The organism is Nocardiopsis alkaliphila YIM 80379, assembly GCF_000341005.1.
In the GTDB taxonomy this organism is placed as follows: Bacteria; Actinomycetota; Actinomycetes; order Streptosporangiales; family Streptosporangiaceae; genus Nocardiopsis; species Nocardiopsis alkaliphila.
In genome coordinates this window covers 1-15,795 of record NZ_ANBD01000120.1, presented here as the reverse complement: position 1 = coordinate 15,795, position 15,795 = coordinate 1, and the positions used below count along the sequence as shown (strand labels likewise).

Here is a 15,795-nt window from a genome sequence, read left to right as displayed (position 1 = left end):
CGCCGAGGCCCGTACGTTACTTTGTGGGCAGTAATCCACGCGTGAAAGGCCTTTACTAGACATGCGGATGCGGAGTTCCAACCCCGTCCTCAAGCGGGCGCTTCAACAGCAGTCCGGTCCCCAGCCGGGCTATGGGCAGCCGGGGTACGGACAGCCGTACCAGCAGGGTTACCCCCAGCAGGGCTACGGGCAGCCGGGTTACCCACAGCAGGGCTACCCCGAGCCGGGTTACCCCCAGCAGGTCGCCGGTGACCAGCCGATGACCATCGACGACGTCGTCGTGCGCACCGGGATGACCCTGGGCACCGTCGCGATCTTCGGTGTCCTGAACTACTTCCTCTTCATGGGCAACCCCGGCCTGGGCATGGGGCTGACGTTCGTCGGCATGATCGGCGGACTCATCCTCGGGTTGGTGATCGCGTTCAAGCAGATCACCAACCCGGTCGCGATCCTCATCTACGCGGCCCTGGAGGGGCTGCTCGTCGGCGGTCTGTCGGCCTTGCTCGGCACCACCCTTTCGGCGACCCTGGGCGACCCCGGCGCGGGTACGTCCCTGGTGACCCAGGCCGTGATCGGCACGGTCGCGGTCTTCGGTGTGATGCTGGCGCTGTACAAGTTCCGCATCATCAAGGTGACCGACGGTTTCGTCAAGGCCGTCACCTACGCCGTCATCGGCGCCGCCGCCCTCATGCTGGTCAACTTCGTGCTCAGCTTCTTCATCTCCGGTGGCATGGGCCTGCGTGAGCCCACCTGGCTGGGCTTGGGCGTGGGCATCGTGTTCGTGGTGCTGGCCGCCTTGACCCTGGCCATCGAGTTCCGGGGCATCGAGGAGGGTGTCGAGGCCGGTATCCCGAACCAGTTCGCCTGGCAGTTCGCCTTCGGCCTGACCGTCTCCCTGATCTGGCTGTACATCGAGATCCTGCGCTTGCTCTGGATCATCAAGACGATGTTCGCGGATTAGTACCTCGACATCGGTTCACGCGGCGAGGGGCCGCCCCACGAATCCTCGGATTCTCGCGGGGCGGCCCCTCCTCGTGTGCCGCGTGTTTGGATCAAAGATCTCCGCGGCGTGGGGTGGGAATGGATCGGTTGCGGCGGCGGCGGTCGTACTCGGTGACGATGGCCTGGGCGTAGCCGTGGGTGAGGTCGTACTCGTCGGCGAGCCAGTGTGATCGGTCCAGGGGACGTAGCAGGCCTGGTCCCTTGTCGAGCGAGTCGAACCACTCGTGGAGTCCTCGGCCGGTGACGACCGGGATGCGTTCGATGAGCTTTGCGTGGATCTCCGGCGAGTGGGCAACCGACATAGGCACCTCCGCAGTGCGTTGGGCGTGTGGCACTTACCTGCGACCATGCATCACGATCACGGTTCGGACAAGGTCTGGTCGCCGGCTTTTACCTTGCCGGAGTGATTCCGTTTTTCGAAAGGTGCTACGCAGCCGTACCCCATGGGCTTTCCGTCTTCGGGCATGGTTTCGTTCGAACCCGAAGGAAAGGAGCCCCGGACCTTTTTCGGTCCGGGGCCCGGGGCCGGAGTCCTCCACGGAGGTTCCGCGCCGGATCAGCTCAGGCGCTCGAAGACGGCCGCCATGCCCTGGCCGCCACCCACGCACATGGTCTCCAGACCGAAGGTCTTGTCGTGGAAACGGAGACCGTTGAGCAGGGTGCCGGTGATCCGGGCACCGGTGCTGCCGAAGGGGTGCCCGATGGCGATGGCGCCACCGTTGACGTTCAGCTGCGAGTCGACGTCGATGCCCAGCTGGTCGGCGGAGGGCAGCACCTGGGCGGCGAAGGCCTCGTTGAGTTCGACCAGATCGATGTCACCGATGGCCATGTTGGCGCGGGCCAAGGCCTGCTTGGAGGCCTCGACCGGGCCCAGGCCCATGATCTCGGGGCTCAGACCGGTCACGCCGGTGGAGACGATCCGGGCCAGCGGAGTGAGGCCCAGCTGCTTGGCCTTGGTGTCGCTCATGATGACCAGCGCGGAGGCGCCGTCGTTGAGCGGGCAGGCGTTACCGGCGGTGACCGTTCCGTCGGGGCGGAACACCGGCTTGAGCTGCGAAACCTTCTCGTAGGTGGTGCCGCGACGGATGCCGTCGTCGGTGCTGACGACGGTGCCGTCGGGCAGGGTCACCGGGCTGATCTCGCGCTCCCAGAAGCCGTTGTCGATCGACTTCTCGGCGAGGTTTTGCGAACGGACGGCGAACTCGTCCTGGCGCTGCCGGGAAACGCCGGTGATCTCGGCGACGTTCTCGGCGGTCTGGCCCATCTCGATGTAGGCGTCGGGGAGCTCGCCGTTCTCACGCGGGTCGGTCCAGGTGCCCTGGCCGCCCTCCTTGCGCTTCTCGGTGCGTGCCTTGGCGTCCGCGAAGAGCGGGTTCTCGTTCTGTTGGTCGTCGCTGTTGCCGTTGATGAAACGGCTGACGGTCTCCACTCCGGCGGAGATGAACACGTCGCCCTCGCCTGCCTTGATGGCGTGGTAGGCCATCCGGGTGGTCTGCAGCGAAGAGGAGCAGTACCGGGTGATGGTGGCGCCCGGGACGGTGTCCAGACCCAGCTGCACGGCCACGATGCGGGCCATGTTGAAGCCCTGCTCGCCCCCGGGCAGACCACAACCGAGCATGAGGTCGTCGATGCTCGTGGGGTCCAGTTCGGGGACCTTGGCCAGGGCGGCGGCGATGGTCTGGGTGGCCAGGTCGTCTGGACGCATGTCCTTCAGGGAGCCCTTGAAGGCCCGGCCGATCGGAGAGCGCGCGGTGGCGACGATGACTGCTTCGGGCATGTTCCTCGTCCTTGTTCGGGTCACGTTGTTACTGACCAGTTAACCCGGCTGGCGCCTTCGCGCGCCACTCGGGGTCGACCTAGGCGCGTTCGCCGGAGCCGCCACCTCATCCGGCTGATCCGGGGTCGTGGCGCGGGCCGGGAGCCGGGCACGGAAGGGGCCGCGAATGAGGGCGGCCCACCCGGTCCGGAGCCCGTCCGAGTGCTGGTCAGCGGCTCTTGAGACCTCTGTACCCGGGGTCTGGGCGGCCACCACGGCGGCTCGGTCCACCGGAAGGATGTCGCGGGTGCGCTCGTGCTCGTCGAGTTCGGGAAGCAACTTCAGCGCGGCGCAGGCGGACGGCAGGATGGCGAACGCGGCCTGAGCGTACCCGCGAGCTGACGGATGAAAACGGTCTGGCCCGAACATGGAAACTGGATCGGACCGAAAATCGTCTGAGAGCAGGTCGCTCAGCGAGACCGTCCGTCCACCGACCTCGGTGACCGCGATCGTCTGTGCCGCCGCCAACTGTCGGGAAGCCCGGCGGGCCACCGAGCGCAGCGGCCAGCCGATGGGGCGCACCGTGCCCAGGTCCGGGCAGGTCGCCACCACCACGGGTGTGCCCTGATCGACCAGGCTTCGCGTGACCTCGCGTAGAGCGGCGACCGCGTCGTTGGGTCGTACCCGGCGAATGACGTCGTTGGCCCCGATGAAGACCACCGCCACGTCGAAGTGGCCGCCCGGCAGGTGGGCGCCGGCCCGCGCGACCTGACCGGCCAGATCGGCCGAGGTCGCGCCGGGAGTGGCCGTGCAACGCAGTAGCACCGGGCGTTCGGACGCGGCGGCGAGCCCCGCGGCCAACATCGCGCCAGGGGTCTCGTGGGCCTGGGACACGGCGAAGCCGGCGGCGGTGGAGTCACCGACCATCAACAGGCGCAGCGGTGGGCCGGCGCCGTCCCCGTAGACACCATCGGCCTGGGGCCTGAGCCACCGGGTGTGTCCGATCGCGCTCTTGGCCAGCTTGGCCTGGAGGTAGAGCAGGGCCACCGTGCCTCCGCCCACGAGTGTCAGGCCGCCTCCACCGAACGCGGTGGCGGCGGCGATGCGTCGCGCTCGCGAGGCTCTCAGCATCGCAACACCCCCCATACCCGAAGTTACCGCCGGGTGACCGTGGGGTCACGTACCTCGAAGGCACACGATCAGCGCCTGCGGGCCAGGTGTAGCGCACGTCGGGGAGAGTGGTTCCGGCACGCCGAATTCGCTGGTTACGGGCGTTAGAGTTCAGAGTGTGGGGACCGGACCGGTCCCATCCGCCTCGGGAGTCACCGGGGAACATGCGTCACAGGCGGACCGACGACCCGGGCGCCACTATGCGAAGGAGCGAAGTTGCGGGTATATGACTCACTCATCGACCTGGTCGGGGACACCCCGTTGGTTCGTCTGCGGAAGGTCAGCGAGGGGTTGGCCCCGACGATCCTGGCCAAGGTCGAGTACTTCAACCCGGGCGGATCGGTGAAGGACCGTATCGCGCTGCGCATGGTCGAGGCAGCGGAGAAGAGCGGTGCCCTCAAACCGGGCGGCACCATCGTGGAGCCCACCTCCGGCAACACCGGTATCGGCCTGGCCATGGTCGCCCAGGAGAAGGGCTACCGCTGCGTCTTCGTCTGCCCGGACAAGGTCGGCCCGGACAAGTTGTCGGTGCTGCGCGCCTACGGTGCGGAGGTCGTGGTCTGCCCGACCACCGTGGCCCCGGAACACCCCGACTCCTACTACTCGGTCTCGGACCGGCTGGCCCAGGAGATTCCGAACGCCTGGAAGCCCAACCAGTACGAGAACCAGAACAACCCGGAGTCGCACTACCACTCCACGGGCCCGGAGATCTGGGAGCAGACCGAGGGGCGCATCACGCACTTCGTGGCGGGCATCGGTACCGGGGGCACCATCAGTGGCACCGGCCGGTACCTCAAGGAGGCCTCCCAGGGGCGCGTGCAGGTCGTGGGCGCGGACCCCGAGGGTTCGGTCTACTCGGGCGGCACCGGCCGTCCCTACCTGGTCGAGGGCGTGGGCGAGGACATCTGGCCCGGCACCTATGACACGGCGATCTGCGACGAGATCGTGGCGATCAGCGACAAGGATTCGTTCCTGATGACCCGCCGGCTGGCCAAGGAGGAGGGCCTGCTGGTGGGCGGCTCCTGCGGCCTGGCGGTCGAGGCGGCCCTGCGCGTGGCCGAGAACGCGGGCCCGGACGACGTCATCGTCGTTCTGCTGCCCGACGGTGGCCGTGGCTACCTCGGCAAGATCTTCAACGACGAGTGGATGGCCGACTACGGCTTCTTGTCCGCCGAGACCGAGGAGGCCACCGCAGGCCAGGTGCTGGCGGACAAGGAAGGCGAGTTGCCCGACTTCGTCCACAGCCACCCGGACGAAACCGTCGGTACCGCCGTGGCGATCATGCGCGAGTACGGCGTCTCCCAGGTGCCGGTGATGAAGGAGGAGCCGCCGGTCATGGCGGCCGAGGTCGTGGGCTCCATCGCCGAACGCGACCTGTTGGACGCCCTCTTCGACGGCCGCGCCGAGCTGGACGACCTGGTGGAGACCCACATGGGCAAGCCGTTGGCCACGGTCGGCACCGGTACCCCGGTGAGCGACTGCGTGCGGCTGCTGCGCACCTCGGGTGCCCTGGTGGTGCTGCGTGACGGCAAGCCGGTGGGGATTCTCACCCGACAGGACTTGCTGGCCCACCTCTCCGGCTGATCGTAGGTTCCGGGCGGCCTTCCGTGGGCCGCTCGGAACCGAGCGCCGCTCGGGCCCCGGGGTCCAAGCACTGGACATAGTGCCGCATAATCGGACACTGCTAATCTTCGCGTTGACATTACTGTCCGGTAATAAGTGGGTGCCCCCGTGTCGCGGCTCTTCTCCTGGATCATCCGTTCCGCCTGGTCGTATGCGCGGGACCACGGTCAGATTCGAGCCGGTTCCAAAGCGGCCGGCAAGTTCGCCCGCTTCGGGGACGGCTCGGCCATCGCCTTCCCCATCGCCACTTTGTACGGCGAACCCTGGATCGAGATCGGGGTGCACACCATCCTGGGTGGGGACATCACCCTGGCCGCCGGCATGGGTCCCGACTACGATCTCGGCGAGGGCACCGTCGTGCGCATCGGCTCGGGCTGTGCGATCGGTCGTGGCTCCCACATCGTCGCTCACCGCTCGGTGGACATCGGCGACCACGTCTACACCGGGCCCTACGTCTACATCACCGACCAGAACCACGCCTACGCCAACACCGAGATCCCGGTCGGTCTCCAGTGGCCCGTGGACGACCCGGTGAGTATCGGCGACGGAACCTGGCTCGGCGCGAACTCGGTCATCCTGCCCGGTGTCCACCTGGGCAGGAACTCCGTGGTCGCCGCGGGAACGGTGGTCCGTCCCGGCACCTATCCGGATCACTCGGTCATCGCCGGTGTCCCCGGCAAGGTCGTACGCGGTTACGACCCCGAACTCGGCTGGGACCCGCCCCTACGCGGCACCGGGACTCCGACCCGCGTGCCCACCCGGGCCACCGGGACGTCCCCACAGGCCCCCACGGCGCCGCCCGAACCCGGATCGTCCACGCGTTTCCCGCCGGCCTGAACCTCCGGTGGAGCCGTCCCGAAGCGTGAGACCTCCCAGATGACGGTAGGTCCGGTGGGGAACAGGGGCACTATGGTGGCCACATGAAGTTCGATGGGTTTGAAACGCTGGCCATCCACGCGGGGCAGGAGCCGGACGCCGGCACCGGCGCCGTTGTGGTGCCGATCTACCAGACGAGTACCTACGTCCAGGACGGCGTGGGCGGTATGCGGCAGGGATACGAGTACTCCCGCACCGCCAACCCCACCCGAACCGCGCTGGAGGAATGCCTGGCGGCCCTGGAAGCCGGGGCACGTGGGCTCGCCTTCGCCTCCGGCATGGCCGCCGAGGACACCCTCCTGCGCGCGGTCCTCTCGCCGGGTGACCACATCATCATTCCGGGCGACGCCTACGGGGGCACCTTCCGCTTGGTCTCGAAGGTGGTCGAACGCTGGGGCGTGACCTGGGACGCGGTCGATCAGAGCGACGTGGACGCGGTGCGCGAGGCCATGCGCCCGAACACCAAGGTCGTGTGGACCGAGACGCCCACCAACCCGCTGTTGAACATCACCGACATCGAAACGGTCGCCCAGATCGCGCACGACGGTGGTGCGCTGTACGTGGTCGACAACACGTTCGCCTCGCCCTACCTGCAACAGCCGCTGACGCTGGGCGCGGACGTGGTCGTGCACTCCACCACCAAGTACATCGGTGGGCACTCCGACGTGGTCGGTGGAGCGCTGGTCGTGTCCGACGCGGAACTGGGTGAGCGGCTGGCCTTCCACCAGAACACCATGGGAGCCGTTCCGGGTCCCTTCGACTCCTGGTTGACGCTGCGCGGAGTCAAGACCCTGGGGGTGCGGATGGACCGCCACAGCGAGAACGCCGAGCGCGTCGTGGCCGCCCTCGAGGGTCACCCGGCGGTGCGACAGGTGTACTACCCGGGGCTGGGGGACCATCCGGGGCACAAGGTCGCCGAGCGGCAGATGCGTTCCTTCGGCGGAATGGTCTCCTTCGCCGTGCGCGGTGGGGAGAAGGCGGCACTGGAACTATGCGAACGGACCAAGGTCTTCACCTTGGGAGAGTCCCTGGGCGGGGTCGAGTCCCTCATCGAGCACCCGGGGCGGATGACCCACGCCTCGACGGCCGGTTCGGCGCTGGAGGTCCCCGCCGATCTGGTGCGGATCTCCGTGGGCATCGAGTCCGGTGACGACCTGGTCGCCGACCTGTCGCAGGCCTTGGAGGGCTGATCCCTTTCCGGGGTCCGTGCGGCTCCGCCGCGCGGACCCTGACGGCTCCGCCGCCGGACCCGTCAGGGCGTTCTTCGGTCTCACGATCATTCCGCGTCGCCGGGGCGGAAGGTCGATGAGGGCGGGTGGTCGGACGAGCCGGAGGAGGGTTTGGGGAAGGGCTCAGGCCGTGGTGGGCGCACGGTCTTGGGCGGCCTTGGCGGTGTCGTCGCGAAAGCGCAGACCGCAGACGTAACGTCCGGTGTGGGAGAGGGCGCTGTCGTTCTCCTCGTCGCGAAGGGAACGGTAGCGGCCCCGGTTGTCCTGGCGGCGAATACCGATGGAGATGGCCAGGAAGAAACCGACCACCAGACCGAGCAGGAGTAGTCCGATGAAGGTCAGGGCGATGAAGGTGGTCTCCATGACGTGGTCTCCTCTGGGGTGAGGGAGGAATCTCAGTTCCTGATCGGGCCCCCTGTGATCCGAGAGGGCGGTGGGGCGGAGCTCATGCTCTCCTTTCTCGTGCCGAAGGCCAGGTCCTTCGTATGCTGAAGGTGGCCTTCATCTAAGATGGGGTCAGCAGAACCGGTTGGACTTGTTCGGCTGGTGTGCCACTCAGCTTGTTGGTACAGGTTGACTTGTTGGTTTTTTACCCCCCAGAGGGCGGAGTTATGCGGGCAGAAAGCCGATATCGACAGATCGCTCGAACTCTGCGCAGGGAGATCCAGGAGGGAAGCCTTCCTCCTGGCGGTCAGCTTCCTTCCGAGAAGCAGCTGGAAGAGCGTTTCGAGGCGTCTCGCAACACCATCCGCCTGGCCCTGGGCATGTTGCGCAACCAGGGCCTCATCCTCAGCCGGCCCGGGCGCGGACACTACGTGCAGGACGTGGTCCCCGAGATCTTCTACGCGACCCGCAGCAAGGGCGGCCCGGGGGGGTTGAACGAGTCCAACCTCAGCGGCCCGACCCTGGAGGAACTCCAACTCCTCAGCGCGGACTCCGACATCGCTCCTCGACTTCGCGTTCCCGAAGGCACCATGACGGTCGTGCGGCGCATGCACCGTTTCTCCTTCGCCGGGGACCGTTCCGGCTCCATCAGCTCCGCGTTCTACCCCATGGACCTGGTCGAGGGTACCCCGCTCATGCTGCCCGAGGACGTGGAGAGCGCACTGGAGGTCCTCATGGAGCACGGTCATCGCCAGGTGGGCTACGTGGACGAACTCGAGACCCGTATGCCCACCCCCCAGGAGGCCGGGCAGTTGGACCTTCCTCCCGGGGTCCCGGTACTCAACGTCCACCGGACCGACTACTCCGAAGAACGTCCCATTCGTCTGGTGCACACTGTGTATGCCGGGCACAGCATCCGCTACCAGTTCGAGCACGGCGACCTCAAGGCCTACCACCGGGACTGAACCACCGCCCATGGAACCGTCCAGGGCGTTGGACACGAGCACGTGCCTCCGCCCTGAAGAAGCGGACGGCCATGGCTACAGCTGGAAGGGAGAGGGCGTTTCCTCCCGGCCCTGAAGGACAGGGTTCACGCCCGAAGAACCGATGAGCACGTCGAAGAAGTCCTTTGTCGCCGATCACCTGCGGGAGGCCCTGGCCAAGGGCGACTACGAACCAGGAGAACGCCTGCCCGGGGAGGAGGACCTGGCCGAGGACCTCGGGGTCTCCCGAGCCACCGCTCGCCTGGGGATGCGCATCCTCCAGGACGAGGGGCGCATCGCCATCGTCCCCGGACGCGGTGCCTTCGTCTCCGACCACCGACCGACCGTCCACCTGGCCTCTCCGGTCTCCGCCGGCGGCCAGGCCCAGCGCTCGGCGATGGAGGACCGCGCCAGGGCGGGCGGGGCCGATCGTCCCGACGTCGACGAGAAGATCAAGGTCAGCCTGGACACCATGCGCCCGAAGGTGGCCAAACGGCTGCGCCGCGACGCCGGTGAGAACGATGACGAACATGGCGGACTCGTCGTCATCCGTTCCTCGAATCGCTTCCTCGACGGCGGCCTGTGGCAGTCCCAGGTCACCTACCTTCCCTACGACATCGCCGGTGGAACCGTGTTGATGTCTCCCGAACGCCTGGAGGAGGGCGTGGGCGCGGCCATGCGCGAACTGGGATTCCACGAAGAATGGAATTGGGACATCGTGGGCGCACGCATGCCCTCTCAGGGCGAGGCGGACGCCTTCGGTCTCGGCCCGGGCATCCCTCTGCTGGTCCAAGAACGCGTGGTCTACGAGGGTGAGCGGCCGTTGCGCTTCACCGAGACGCTCATGCCCGCCAACAACCACCAACTCCTCTACGCGGGAGGTGCCGCTCCGGAGGAACTCCTCCTGTTGGCCTCGGACGTCAACATCTTTGAGCGTTAGCCGTGCTCGTTCCGGGCCTTGGCCCGCCCGTGGACAGGTCCCGACGACGCCCGAACGGTCCTCCCCCGGCCTCAGCGAACGGCACGACCCAGGTAGCGGTCGACGACCAAGGGGCCCAGGGCTTCGGCGTCGGCCTCCACCACGCGCACACCCCGCCGACGCCGCAGCAACGCTCGGAAGGCACGTAACCGAGGATCGTCGGCCAACAGAAAGAACGTCACGTCGGCCCCTTCGGTCAGCGTCGCGTCCAACTCCGCGGTGGTGACCTCCACCGTGCGCGGGGTGGGCGGCCACGCGAACCGGGCGTCGCCGTCTTCGCCCAGGTACGCGGTGGGCTCTCCGTCGGTGACCACCATGATCACCGGACGCAGCCCTCGATGTCGACGAGAGTGTTCCCGAGCCAGACGCAAGGCGTGCTGAAGGTTGGTACCGGGCACCCGGCGCCAGTCGTGTTCGACCAGGTCCGCCGGGGTCATCGCCCGCGCGTGGTCGCCGAACCCGATCACCAGGAGCCGGTCCTGGGGTCGCCTGGTCCGCACCAGGGTGTGCAGGGCCAGGGCGGTGCGAGTGGCCGCATCGTGCAGTCCGCGTGTGGTCATCGAGTGGGACAGGTCGACCAGTAGGCACACCGCGGCGGCGCCCGCCGGCTCGGTCTCGGCGTAGCGCAGATCCTTTGCGTCGAGCGACTCGCCCTGGCCCGCCCCGAGGCCGTCTTCGGCGGCTCGGCGCAGCATCGCCGCTCGCAGGGTGGCGACCGCGTCCAGGGTGCGGTCGAGTCCATCGTGAGGCACGCTCCGCCCGGTCGGTTCCTCACCCTGGGCGAACCCACCCCGGTGCCCTCCCCGAGTCCGGACGGAGGCCGTCTCGATCTCGGTCAACGCCACCTCGCCCAACCGGCGCAACTCGCGTGGACTCAGCCCGTGAGCGGCCTCGTCCAGCGGGTTCGGTCGCTCACGTCCCCGCGAACCCGGCACCGTCGGATCGCCCTCGTCCATGACGGCCCGCTCACCGTCGGAGTAACGACCCAAGGCGTCCTCCGCGGCGGCCGGCGTCGCTTCCTCCGCTTCGGACGGTTCCCGGTCGGTGCGTTCGAAGGCGATCAACGCCCGCGGTTCGTCGGCGCCCCGCACGGCCTCCTTCGGTGGCCCTTCCTCGACCAACGGATCGGGGCCGCCCATGTAGGCCCGGTACCGAAACCTCATCCCACCACCCATCAGAACCGATACACGCCCCCGTCGGGCGCGATGTCCTTGGACAGCCGCCGTTCCAAGTACAGGCCTTCCAGGGCGAACTCCACCACCGCCGCGGCCAATCCCGGGGTGGGCGGGCCGTCCTCGGTCTCCGGGGCCGCGCGTTCGATCAGTCCGGCCAGCCCTGGCACCACCCCCACCCTGCGCAGCAATTCCGTGGCGCTCACCAGGTCGCCGCTCTCCACCGTGCCGCCACCGGAGAAACGGTCGCTCAACGGTCCCAGGTCGGTTTCACCCAACCGAGAGCGGAAGGTCTCCGCCACGCCTCGTCGCAACAGGGTCTCCAGAAGGGACGCCTCACGTCCCTGCGCGCCGGCCTCGAACTCCACCTTGCCCAGAAGCGGTTCGACCACCCCGGCCAGATCGCACACGCGAGCCACCGGAACCTCCTCGTGGACCAGGGCGGCCCGACGCAGCGCCGAGGCGGCGACGGTCTCGATGGCGGCCACGGTGAGTCGCACCGAGACCCCCGACCACTGGTCCACCCGGTTGGAATCGCGCACCAGGCGAGCGAAGCGTGCGACCGATTCCCACAGGTGGGAGGGAACGACGCTCCCTTCGGGTAGGTCGGCCTCCTGACGCAGCAAGGCCAGTTCGTGATCGAGGTCGGGGGGATAGTGGGTGCGCACCTGGGCACTGAAACGGTCCTTGAGCGGGGTGACGATCCGGCCCCGGCTGGTGTAGTCCTCCGGGTTGGCGCTGGCCACCAACAGAAGGTCCAAGGGCAGCCGCAGGGCGTAGCCGCGCACCTGGAGGTCACGCTCCTCCAACACGTTGAACAACGCCACCTGGGCCCGGGCGGGCAGGTCCGGTAGTTCGTTGACGCAGAAGACCCCCCGGTTGGCGCGCGGCAGCAGTCCGTAGTGGATGGTTTCCGGGTCGCCCAGGGAACGGCCCTCGGCGAGCCGGGCCGGGTCCACGTCACCGATCAGTTCGCCGGTACCGGTGTCGGGGGTGGCGAGTTTCTCGCCGTAGCGTTCGTCCCGGTGCCGCCACCGGACCGGGAGCCCGTCCCCTTGAGCCTCGGCCCGACGAGTACACGTCGGACACACGGGTGCGAAGGGGTGGTCGTTGATCGGGCAGCCGGCCACCGTCGGTGACCATTCGTCGAGGAGTCCCGCGATGGTCCTGATCAACCGGGTCTTGCCCTGGCCTCGCTCGCCCAGCAGTACCACGTCGTGCCCGGCGATCAACGCTCGCTCCAATTGGGGCAGCACCGTGTCGTCGAAGCCGTGCATCCCTGGGAAGCGGGGCACTCCTTCGCCCATGCGGGCCAGGAGGTTCTCCCGTACCTCGGCCGCGATCGACCGGTAGACATGGCCGGACTCGCGCAGAGCGCCGAGTGTGCGCGGGAGTCGGACCGGAGGGGGAGTGGCATGGGTCACGGCAAGCAGTGTAGGCCCGTGGGCGTTTGAGGGGCCAGATGCAGGAAAACCCTGTTTGGAGTACGGATGGAAGAATGGGACGGCCAGGTTCCACGGCCGGCGACGTGGTGGGTGAAGGCAGGGGTGGCAGTGGCAAGGTTCGGCGATGCTCTGACGACGGGAGCCGACCTCGTGAACGCGGCCGAGCGCGCCGTCCTACAGGCCTTGGAACGGATGGACGGCCCCGCCGATCTCGTCTGCTTCTTCGTCAGTGGGGTGGACCCCGAGGAGGTCACGCTCGCGGGCGAACGGGTCATGGAACTGTCCGGGAGCGCCATCACCCTGGGGTGCAGCGCCACCGGGGTGCTCGGTGACGGCCGTGGTGTGGAGGGTCAAGGCGCGGTGAGCGTGTGGGGGGCGAATCTTCCCGGGGTGGAACTCACACCCTTTCGCCTGGACACCGTGGTGGAGGACGGCAACCTCGCTGTGGTGGGTATGCGCGAACCGGGTCCGGCCGACCGGGCCGGCATCTTGCTCACCAACCCCTACGAGTTCCCCACCCAGGGGTTCGTCCGTGAGACCACCGCGGCCTTGGGCGGGTTGCCGCTGATCGGTGGGATGGCCGACGGGCTGCGCGGTGAGGGCTCGGTACGGCTCTTCTGTGACGGTGAGGTGGCACAGAACGGGGCCATCGGTGTGCTGATCGGTGGCGAGGGCGTGTTGGGCACCGTGGTCAGCCAGGGCTGTCGACCGGTCGGGCCGCACATGACCGTCACCAAGGCCGAGGGCAACCTTCTGCTGGAACTGGCCGGGGAGAACGCCTACGAAAAGCTGGAGCGGTTGGTCGAAGAGCTCTCCGACGAGGATCGGGAATTGGCCGAGCAGGGGTTGCACGTCGGAGTCGCGATCGACGAGTACGCCGACCAGCACGAGCAGGGTGACTTCCTCGTCCGGTCCCTGGTAGGGGCCGATCCCGAGATAGGCGCGCTCACCATCCAAGACATGGTGGAGGTCGGCCAGACCGTCCGCTTCCAGGTACGTGACGCGAGCACCGCGGATGAGGACCTGGCCCGTCGACTGACCGAGTTCGGGGCCGCTCACGCGGTCGGCGCGGGGTTGTTGTTCTCCTGCAACGGCCGGGGCGCGAACCTGTTTTCGCGGCCCGACCACGACGTGCTCGCGGTCCAACGGATCCTCGGCACCGCACCGGTGGCGGGTTTCTTCGCAGCGGGGGAGATCGGCCCGGTATCAGGGGTGAACCACGTGCACGGGTTCACCGCCTGCCTGCTGGCCTTCGCTCCCTGAGGTCCAAGTAGAAGCGGAACTTTACCGTCCCCTCATCAACACTCGACACGGCTTCCTTGAGTGTGCCCGCACTCGAATGGTTACTGGTAGTGACCGAAATGGCTACTTCGTGTGCTTGGCGAGAGAAGGAACGATGGCGCGGAAACGGCGCACCGCATCGACTTGGGCGCTTCTTGGGGCTTTCATTCTCCTGGCACCCTGGGTCGCCCAGGGAACGGCCGTCGCGGCGCCCCGCTGGTCCGAACAGGACCTGGCCTCCACCGACCGGGTCGGGCTGACACTGGACTCAGGAGCATTGCGCTTGGACGCCACCGAGGAACTGGGGGCCTCCTCCCGCCTGGACGCCACCGTACGGCGCACCGGGTCGGCCACCTTCCCCGAGCAGGAACTGGAGGCACCCACCGACGTCATCGACGTGACCATGGACACCACCGGCGACCAGGGGCGGATTTCGACCGAAGCACGGGGCGGCCGCTCCGACGGCATGTGGACCGAGTGGTATCCGCTCGGGGCGGAGGAAGGCCGGGTAGTGCTTCCCGAGACGGTCACCCGGGTCCAGCTTCGCATCGAGATGTCCTCCTTTGAACAGGACGCCGACGTCTCCATCACCGGGGTGCGCGTGCGTCCGGCGGAGAACTCCGAGGTCGCGAAGGAGAACGGCGCCAGTGCGAAGATCGACGACGTACCCCGCCCATACTCCGCTCGCCTGTTCGCCACCCGCATCGGATTGGTGGGCGGAACCACCGCCAATGGCCACGTCGTGCGTCCCGACGACCACTTCGTCGCCCTGCCCTCCCGTCGTGGCCTGGCCACCCGGGGCGGCGGAGAGTACACCGTCCGGGTGTGCGGTACCGGCGAACTCGGCCCCGAAGCCTCGGGCGAGACCGAGGGCCACACTCCACGCTGTGCCTACCTGCCCGTGTGGGACGTGGGGCCCTGGAACATCGATGACGACCACTGGAACGAGGAACGCCAGTCCTGGCGTGGCCTCGAACGCGGGCGTCCCCAAGCCGAAGCCGCCTACACCGAGGGGTACAACGGTGGCCTGGACGGATTCGGTCGACGGGTACGGAACCCCGCCGGCATCGACCTGGCGGACGGAGCCTTCGAGCAGGGGCTCCGACTACCCACCAACGGATGGGTCCAGGTCGACTACCTGTGGACCGCCCAGTACCGCGAGCGTGCCGAGATCACCACGGCCACCGGAAAGGACCCGGTGATCGTGCGCACCGGGCCGGGCACACACCACGACATCGTCGGATCGGCCGCGCACAAGGCCAACGTCGACGTGTCCTGTCAGGTCAGCGGAGACTCGGTCACAGGCCCGGAGGGCACCAGCGACCTGTGGTATCGGATCGGAGAGGGCCACTACGTCCCGGCGGCTTTCGCCCAAGGCGGTTCCCAGGCCCCCAGGTGTTCGACCGACCGGCCCTGACCATCAACGAGTGTGGATCACCATGGTTCCGGCCACGCGATCGTGCAGGGCCCGTGCCCGGTCGTCACCCAACATGGCCAGGGACTCGGAGAGCGAGAAGACCTGGCCCAAACACGGCAGCGACTGGGGGACGCAGAACATGGCGGCCCGGCCGATGGCTTGACCCTGGGTGAGCTTGCCACCGTTCGCGGCGTCGACCACCTTGATACCCACCATCATCTTGCCGAGGGTGCGCCCCCAAGTGATCAGGTACAGCCAGTCGTAGAAGAAGAGCAGTACACCCCAACCGAAGATGAGCAGGAAGGCCCACACCTCGCCCTCCGCGTCGGTGGTTTCGGACGACCCGGTCAGGATCACCACGAGCAGGAGCATCACGACGAAGAAGGCCGAGGCCGCGAGGAAGGCCAACACGTAGTCGATGAGTCGGGCGGTCAGTCGCGAGCCGAAACCGGCCGGGCGCACTCCCTGGGGCGGACCC

General features: G+C 67.9%; 15 protein-coding genes. 8 read left to right on the top strand and 7 right to left on the bottom strand.

Features of this window, described 5'->3' with window-relative positions; all coding sequences use genetic code 11:
• The first annotated feature begins 61 nt into the window (after positions 1–61).
• Positions 62–961 carry a Bax inhibitor-1/YccA family protein gene (locus D472_RS0117050; protein WP_017605686.1) on the top strand — a complete coding sequence of 300 codons (900 nt, stop codon included), beginning with the start codon at positions 62–64 and terminating at the stop codon, positions 959–961.
• Positions 962–1,052: 91 nt separating this feature from the next.
• Here D472_RS0117050 and D472_RS0117045 read toward each other — a convergent pair whose 3' ends face one another.
• The 3 genes from D472_RS0117045 to D472_RS0117035 all read right to left on the bottom strand — a co-directional run bounded on the left by D472_RS0117045 (position 1,053) and on the right by D472_RS0117035 (position 3,889).
• Positions 1,053–1,304: a DUF4287 domain-containing protein gene (locus D472_RS0117045; RefSeq protein ID WP_017605685.1), complete on the bottom strand. Its 252-nt coding sequence runs from the start codon at positions 1,302–1,304 to the stop codon at positions 1,053–1,055.
• Between the two features lie 254 nt (positions 1,305–1,558).
• On the bottom strand, positions 1,559–2,779 hold the full coding sequence (locus tag D472_RS0117040) for an acetyl-CoA C-acetyltransferase (protein WP_017605684.1): 1,221 nt from the start codon (positions 2,777–2,779) through the stop codon (positions 1,559–1,561).
• Between the two features lie 39 nt (positions 2,780–2,818).
• The gene (locus tag D472_RS0117035) at positions 2,819–3,889 is read right to left on the bottom strand and encodes an SGNH/GDSL hydrolase family protein (protein WP_017605683.1); all 1,071 of its coding nucleotides are present in this window, start codon (positions 3,887–3,889) and stop codon (positions 2,819–2,821) included.
• A 255-nt stretch (positions 3,890–4,144) separates the two neighbouring features.
• On the opposite strand from D472_RS0117035, the gene D472_RS0117030 reads away from it, so the two are divergent.
• From D472_RS0117030 to D472_RS0117020, 3 genes are all read left to right on the top strand, one after another.
• On the top strand, positions 4,145–5,512 hold the full coding sequence (locus tag D472_RS0117030) for a cystathionine beta-synthase (protein WP_017605682.1): 1,368 nt from the start codon (positions 4,145–4,147) through the stop codon (positions 5,510–5,512).
• A 147-nt stretch (positions 5,513–5,659) separates the two neighbouring features.
• The gene (locus tag D472_RS0117025; RefSeq protein WP_026117791.1) at positions 5,660–6,388 is read left to right on the top strand and encodes an acyltransferase; all 729 of its coding nucleotides are present in this window, start codon (positions 5,660–5,662) and stop codon (positions 6,386–6,388) included.
• Between the two features lie 83 nt (positions 6,389–6,471).
• The gene (locus D472_RS0117020; protein WP_017605680.1) at positions 6,472–7,617 is read left to right on the top strand and encodes a cystathionine gamma-synthase; all 1,146 of its coding nucleotides are present in this window, start codon (positions 6,472–6,474) and stop codon (positions 7,615–7,617) included.
• Between the two features lie 162 nt (positions 7,618–7,779).
• Here D472_RS0117020 and D472_RS0117015 read toward each other — a convergent pair whose 3' ends face one another.
• Complete coding sequence (locus D472_RS0117015; protein WP_017605679.1) at positions 7,780–8,019, bottom strand: hypothetical protein; 240 nt, start codon at positions 8,017–8,019, stop codon at positions 7,780–7,782.
• Positions 8,020–8,267: 248 nt separating this feature from the next.
• Between D472_RS0117015 and D472_RS0117005 the strand changes: the two genes are divergently transcribed.
• Positions 8,268–9,005, top strand: coding sequence for a GntR family transcriptional regulator (locus D472_RS0117005; RefSeq protein ID WP_017605677.1), 738 nt, complete (start codon positions 8,268–8,270; stop codon positions 9,003–9,005).
• A gap of 142 nt (positions 9,006–9,147) precedes the next feature.
• Positions 9,148–9,963: a GntR family transcriptional regulator gene (locus D472_RS0117000; RefSeq protein WP_017605676.1), complete on the top strand. Its 816-nt coding sequence runs from the start codon at positions 9,148–9,150 to the stop codon at positions 9,961–9,963.
• Between the two features lie 71 nt (positions 9,964–10,034).
• Here the strand turns inward: D472_RS0117000 and D472_RS0116995 are convergent, their stop codons facing one another.
• Together D472_RS0116995 and D472_RS0116990 are read right to left on the bottom strand one after the other, a co-directional pair.
• Entirely contained in the window at positions 10,035–11,165 is a 1,131-nt protein-coding gene (locus D472_RS0116995; protein WP_033304096.1) for a VWA domain-containing protein, read from the bottom strand.
• Positions 11,166–11,176: 11 nt separating this feature from the next.
• Complete coding sequence (locus D472_RS0116990; RefSeq protein ID WP_026117790.1) at positions 11,177–12,598, bottom strand: sigma 54-interacting transcriptional regulator; 1,422 nt, start codon at positions 12,596–12,598, stop codon at positions 11,177–11,179.
• A gap of 129 nt (positions 12,599–12,727) precedes the next feature.
• Between D472_RS0116990 and D472_RS0116985 the strand changes: the two genes are divergently transcribed.
• A complete protein-coding gene (locus tag D472_RS0116985; RefSeq protein WP_193373479.1) occupies positions 12,728–13,882 on the top strand; it encodes an FIST signal transduction protein in 1,155 nt (384 codons plus the stop codon).
• Between the two features lie 133 nt (positions 13,883–14,015).
• Positions 14,016–15,317, top strand: coding sequence for a hypothetical protein (locus D472_RS0116980; RefSeq protein ID WP_017605672.1), 1,302 nt, complete (start codon positions 14,016–14,018; stop codon positions 15,315–15,317).
• Between the two features lie 3 nt (positions 15,318–15,320).
• On the opposite strand, the gene D472_RS0116975 is transcribed toward D472_RS0116980, so the two are convergent.
• Positions 15,321–15,795 (bottom strand): RDD family protein (locus tag D472_RS0116975; protein ID WP_017605671.1); only part of this gene is annotated, 475 nt, incomplete at its 5' end.

Coding starts and splice junctions, on each gene's coding strand:
- D472_RS0117045 (WP_017605685.1), bottom strand. CDS start 1,304: ATGTCGGTTGCCCACTCGCCGGAGATCCACGCAAAGCTCATCGAACGC.
- D472_RS0117015 (WP_017605679.1), bottom strand. CDS start 8,019: ATGGAGACCACCTTCATCGCCCTGACCTTCATCGGACTACTCCTGCTC.
- D472_RS0117040 (WP_017605684.1), bottom strand. CDS start 2,779: ATGCCCGAAGCAGTCATCGTCGCCACCGCGCGCTCTCCGATCGGCCGG.
- D472_RS0117050 (WP_017605686.1), top strand. CDS start 62: ATGCGGATGCGGAGTTCCAACCCCGTCCTCAAGCGGGCGCTTCAACAG.
- D472_RS0117000 (WP_017605676.1), top strand. CDS start 9,148: ATGAGCACGTCGAAGAAGTCCTTTGTCGCCGATCACCTGCGGGAGGCC.
- D472_RS0117035 (WP_017605683.1), bottom strand. CDS start 3,889: ATGCTGAGAGCCTCGCGAGCGCGACGCATCGCCGCCGCCACCGCGTTC.
- D472_RS0117005 (WP_017605677.1), top strand. CDS start 8,268: ATGCGGGCAGAAAGCCGATATCGACAGATCGCTCGAACTCTGCGCAGG.
- D472_RS0116995 (WP_033304096.1), bottom strand. CDS start 11,165: ATGAGGTTTCGGTACCGGGCCTACATGGGCGGCCCCGATCCGTTGGTC.
- D472_RS0116980 (WP_017605672.1), top strand. CDS start 14,016: ATGGCGCGGAAACGGCGCACCGCATCGACTTGGGCGCTTCTTGGGGCT.
- D472_RS0117020 (WP_017605680.1), top strand. CDS start 6,472: ATGAAGTTCGATGGGTTTGAAACGCTGGCCATCCACGCGGGGCAGGAG.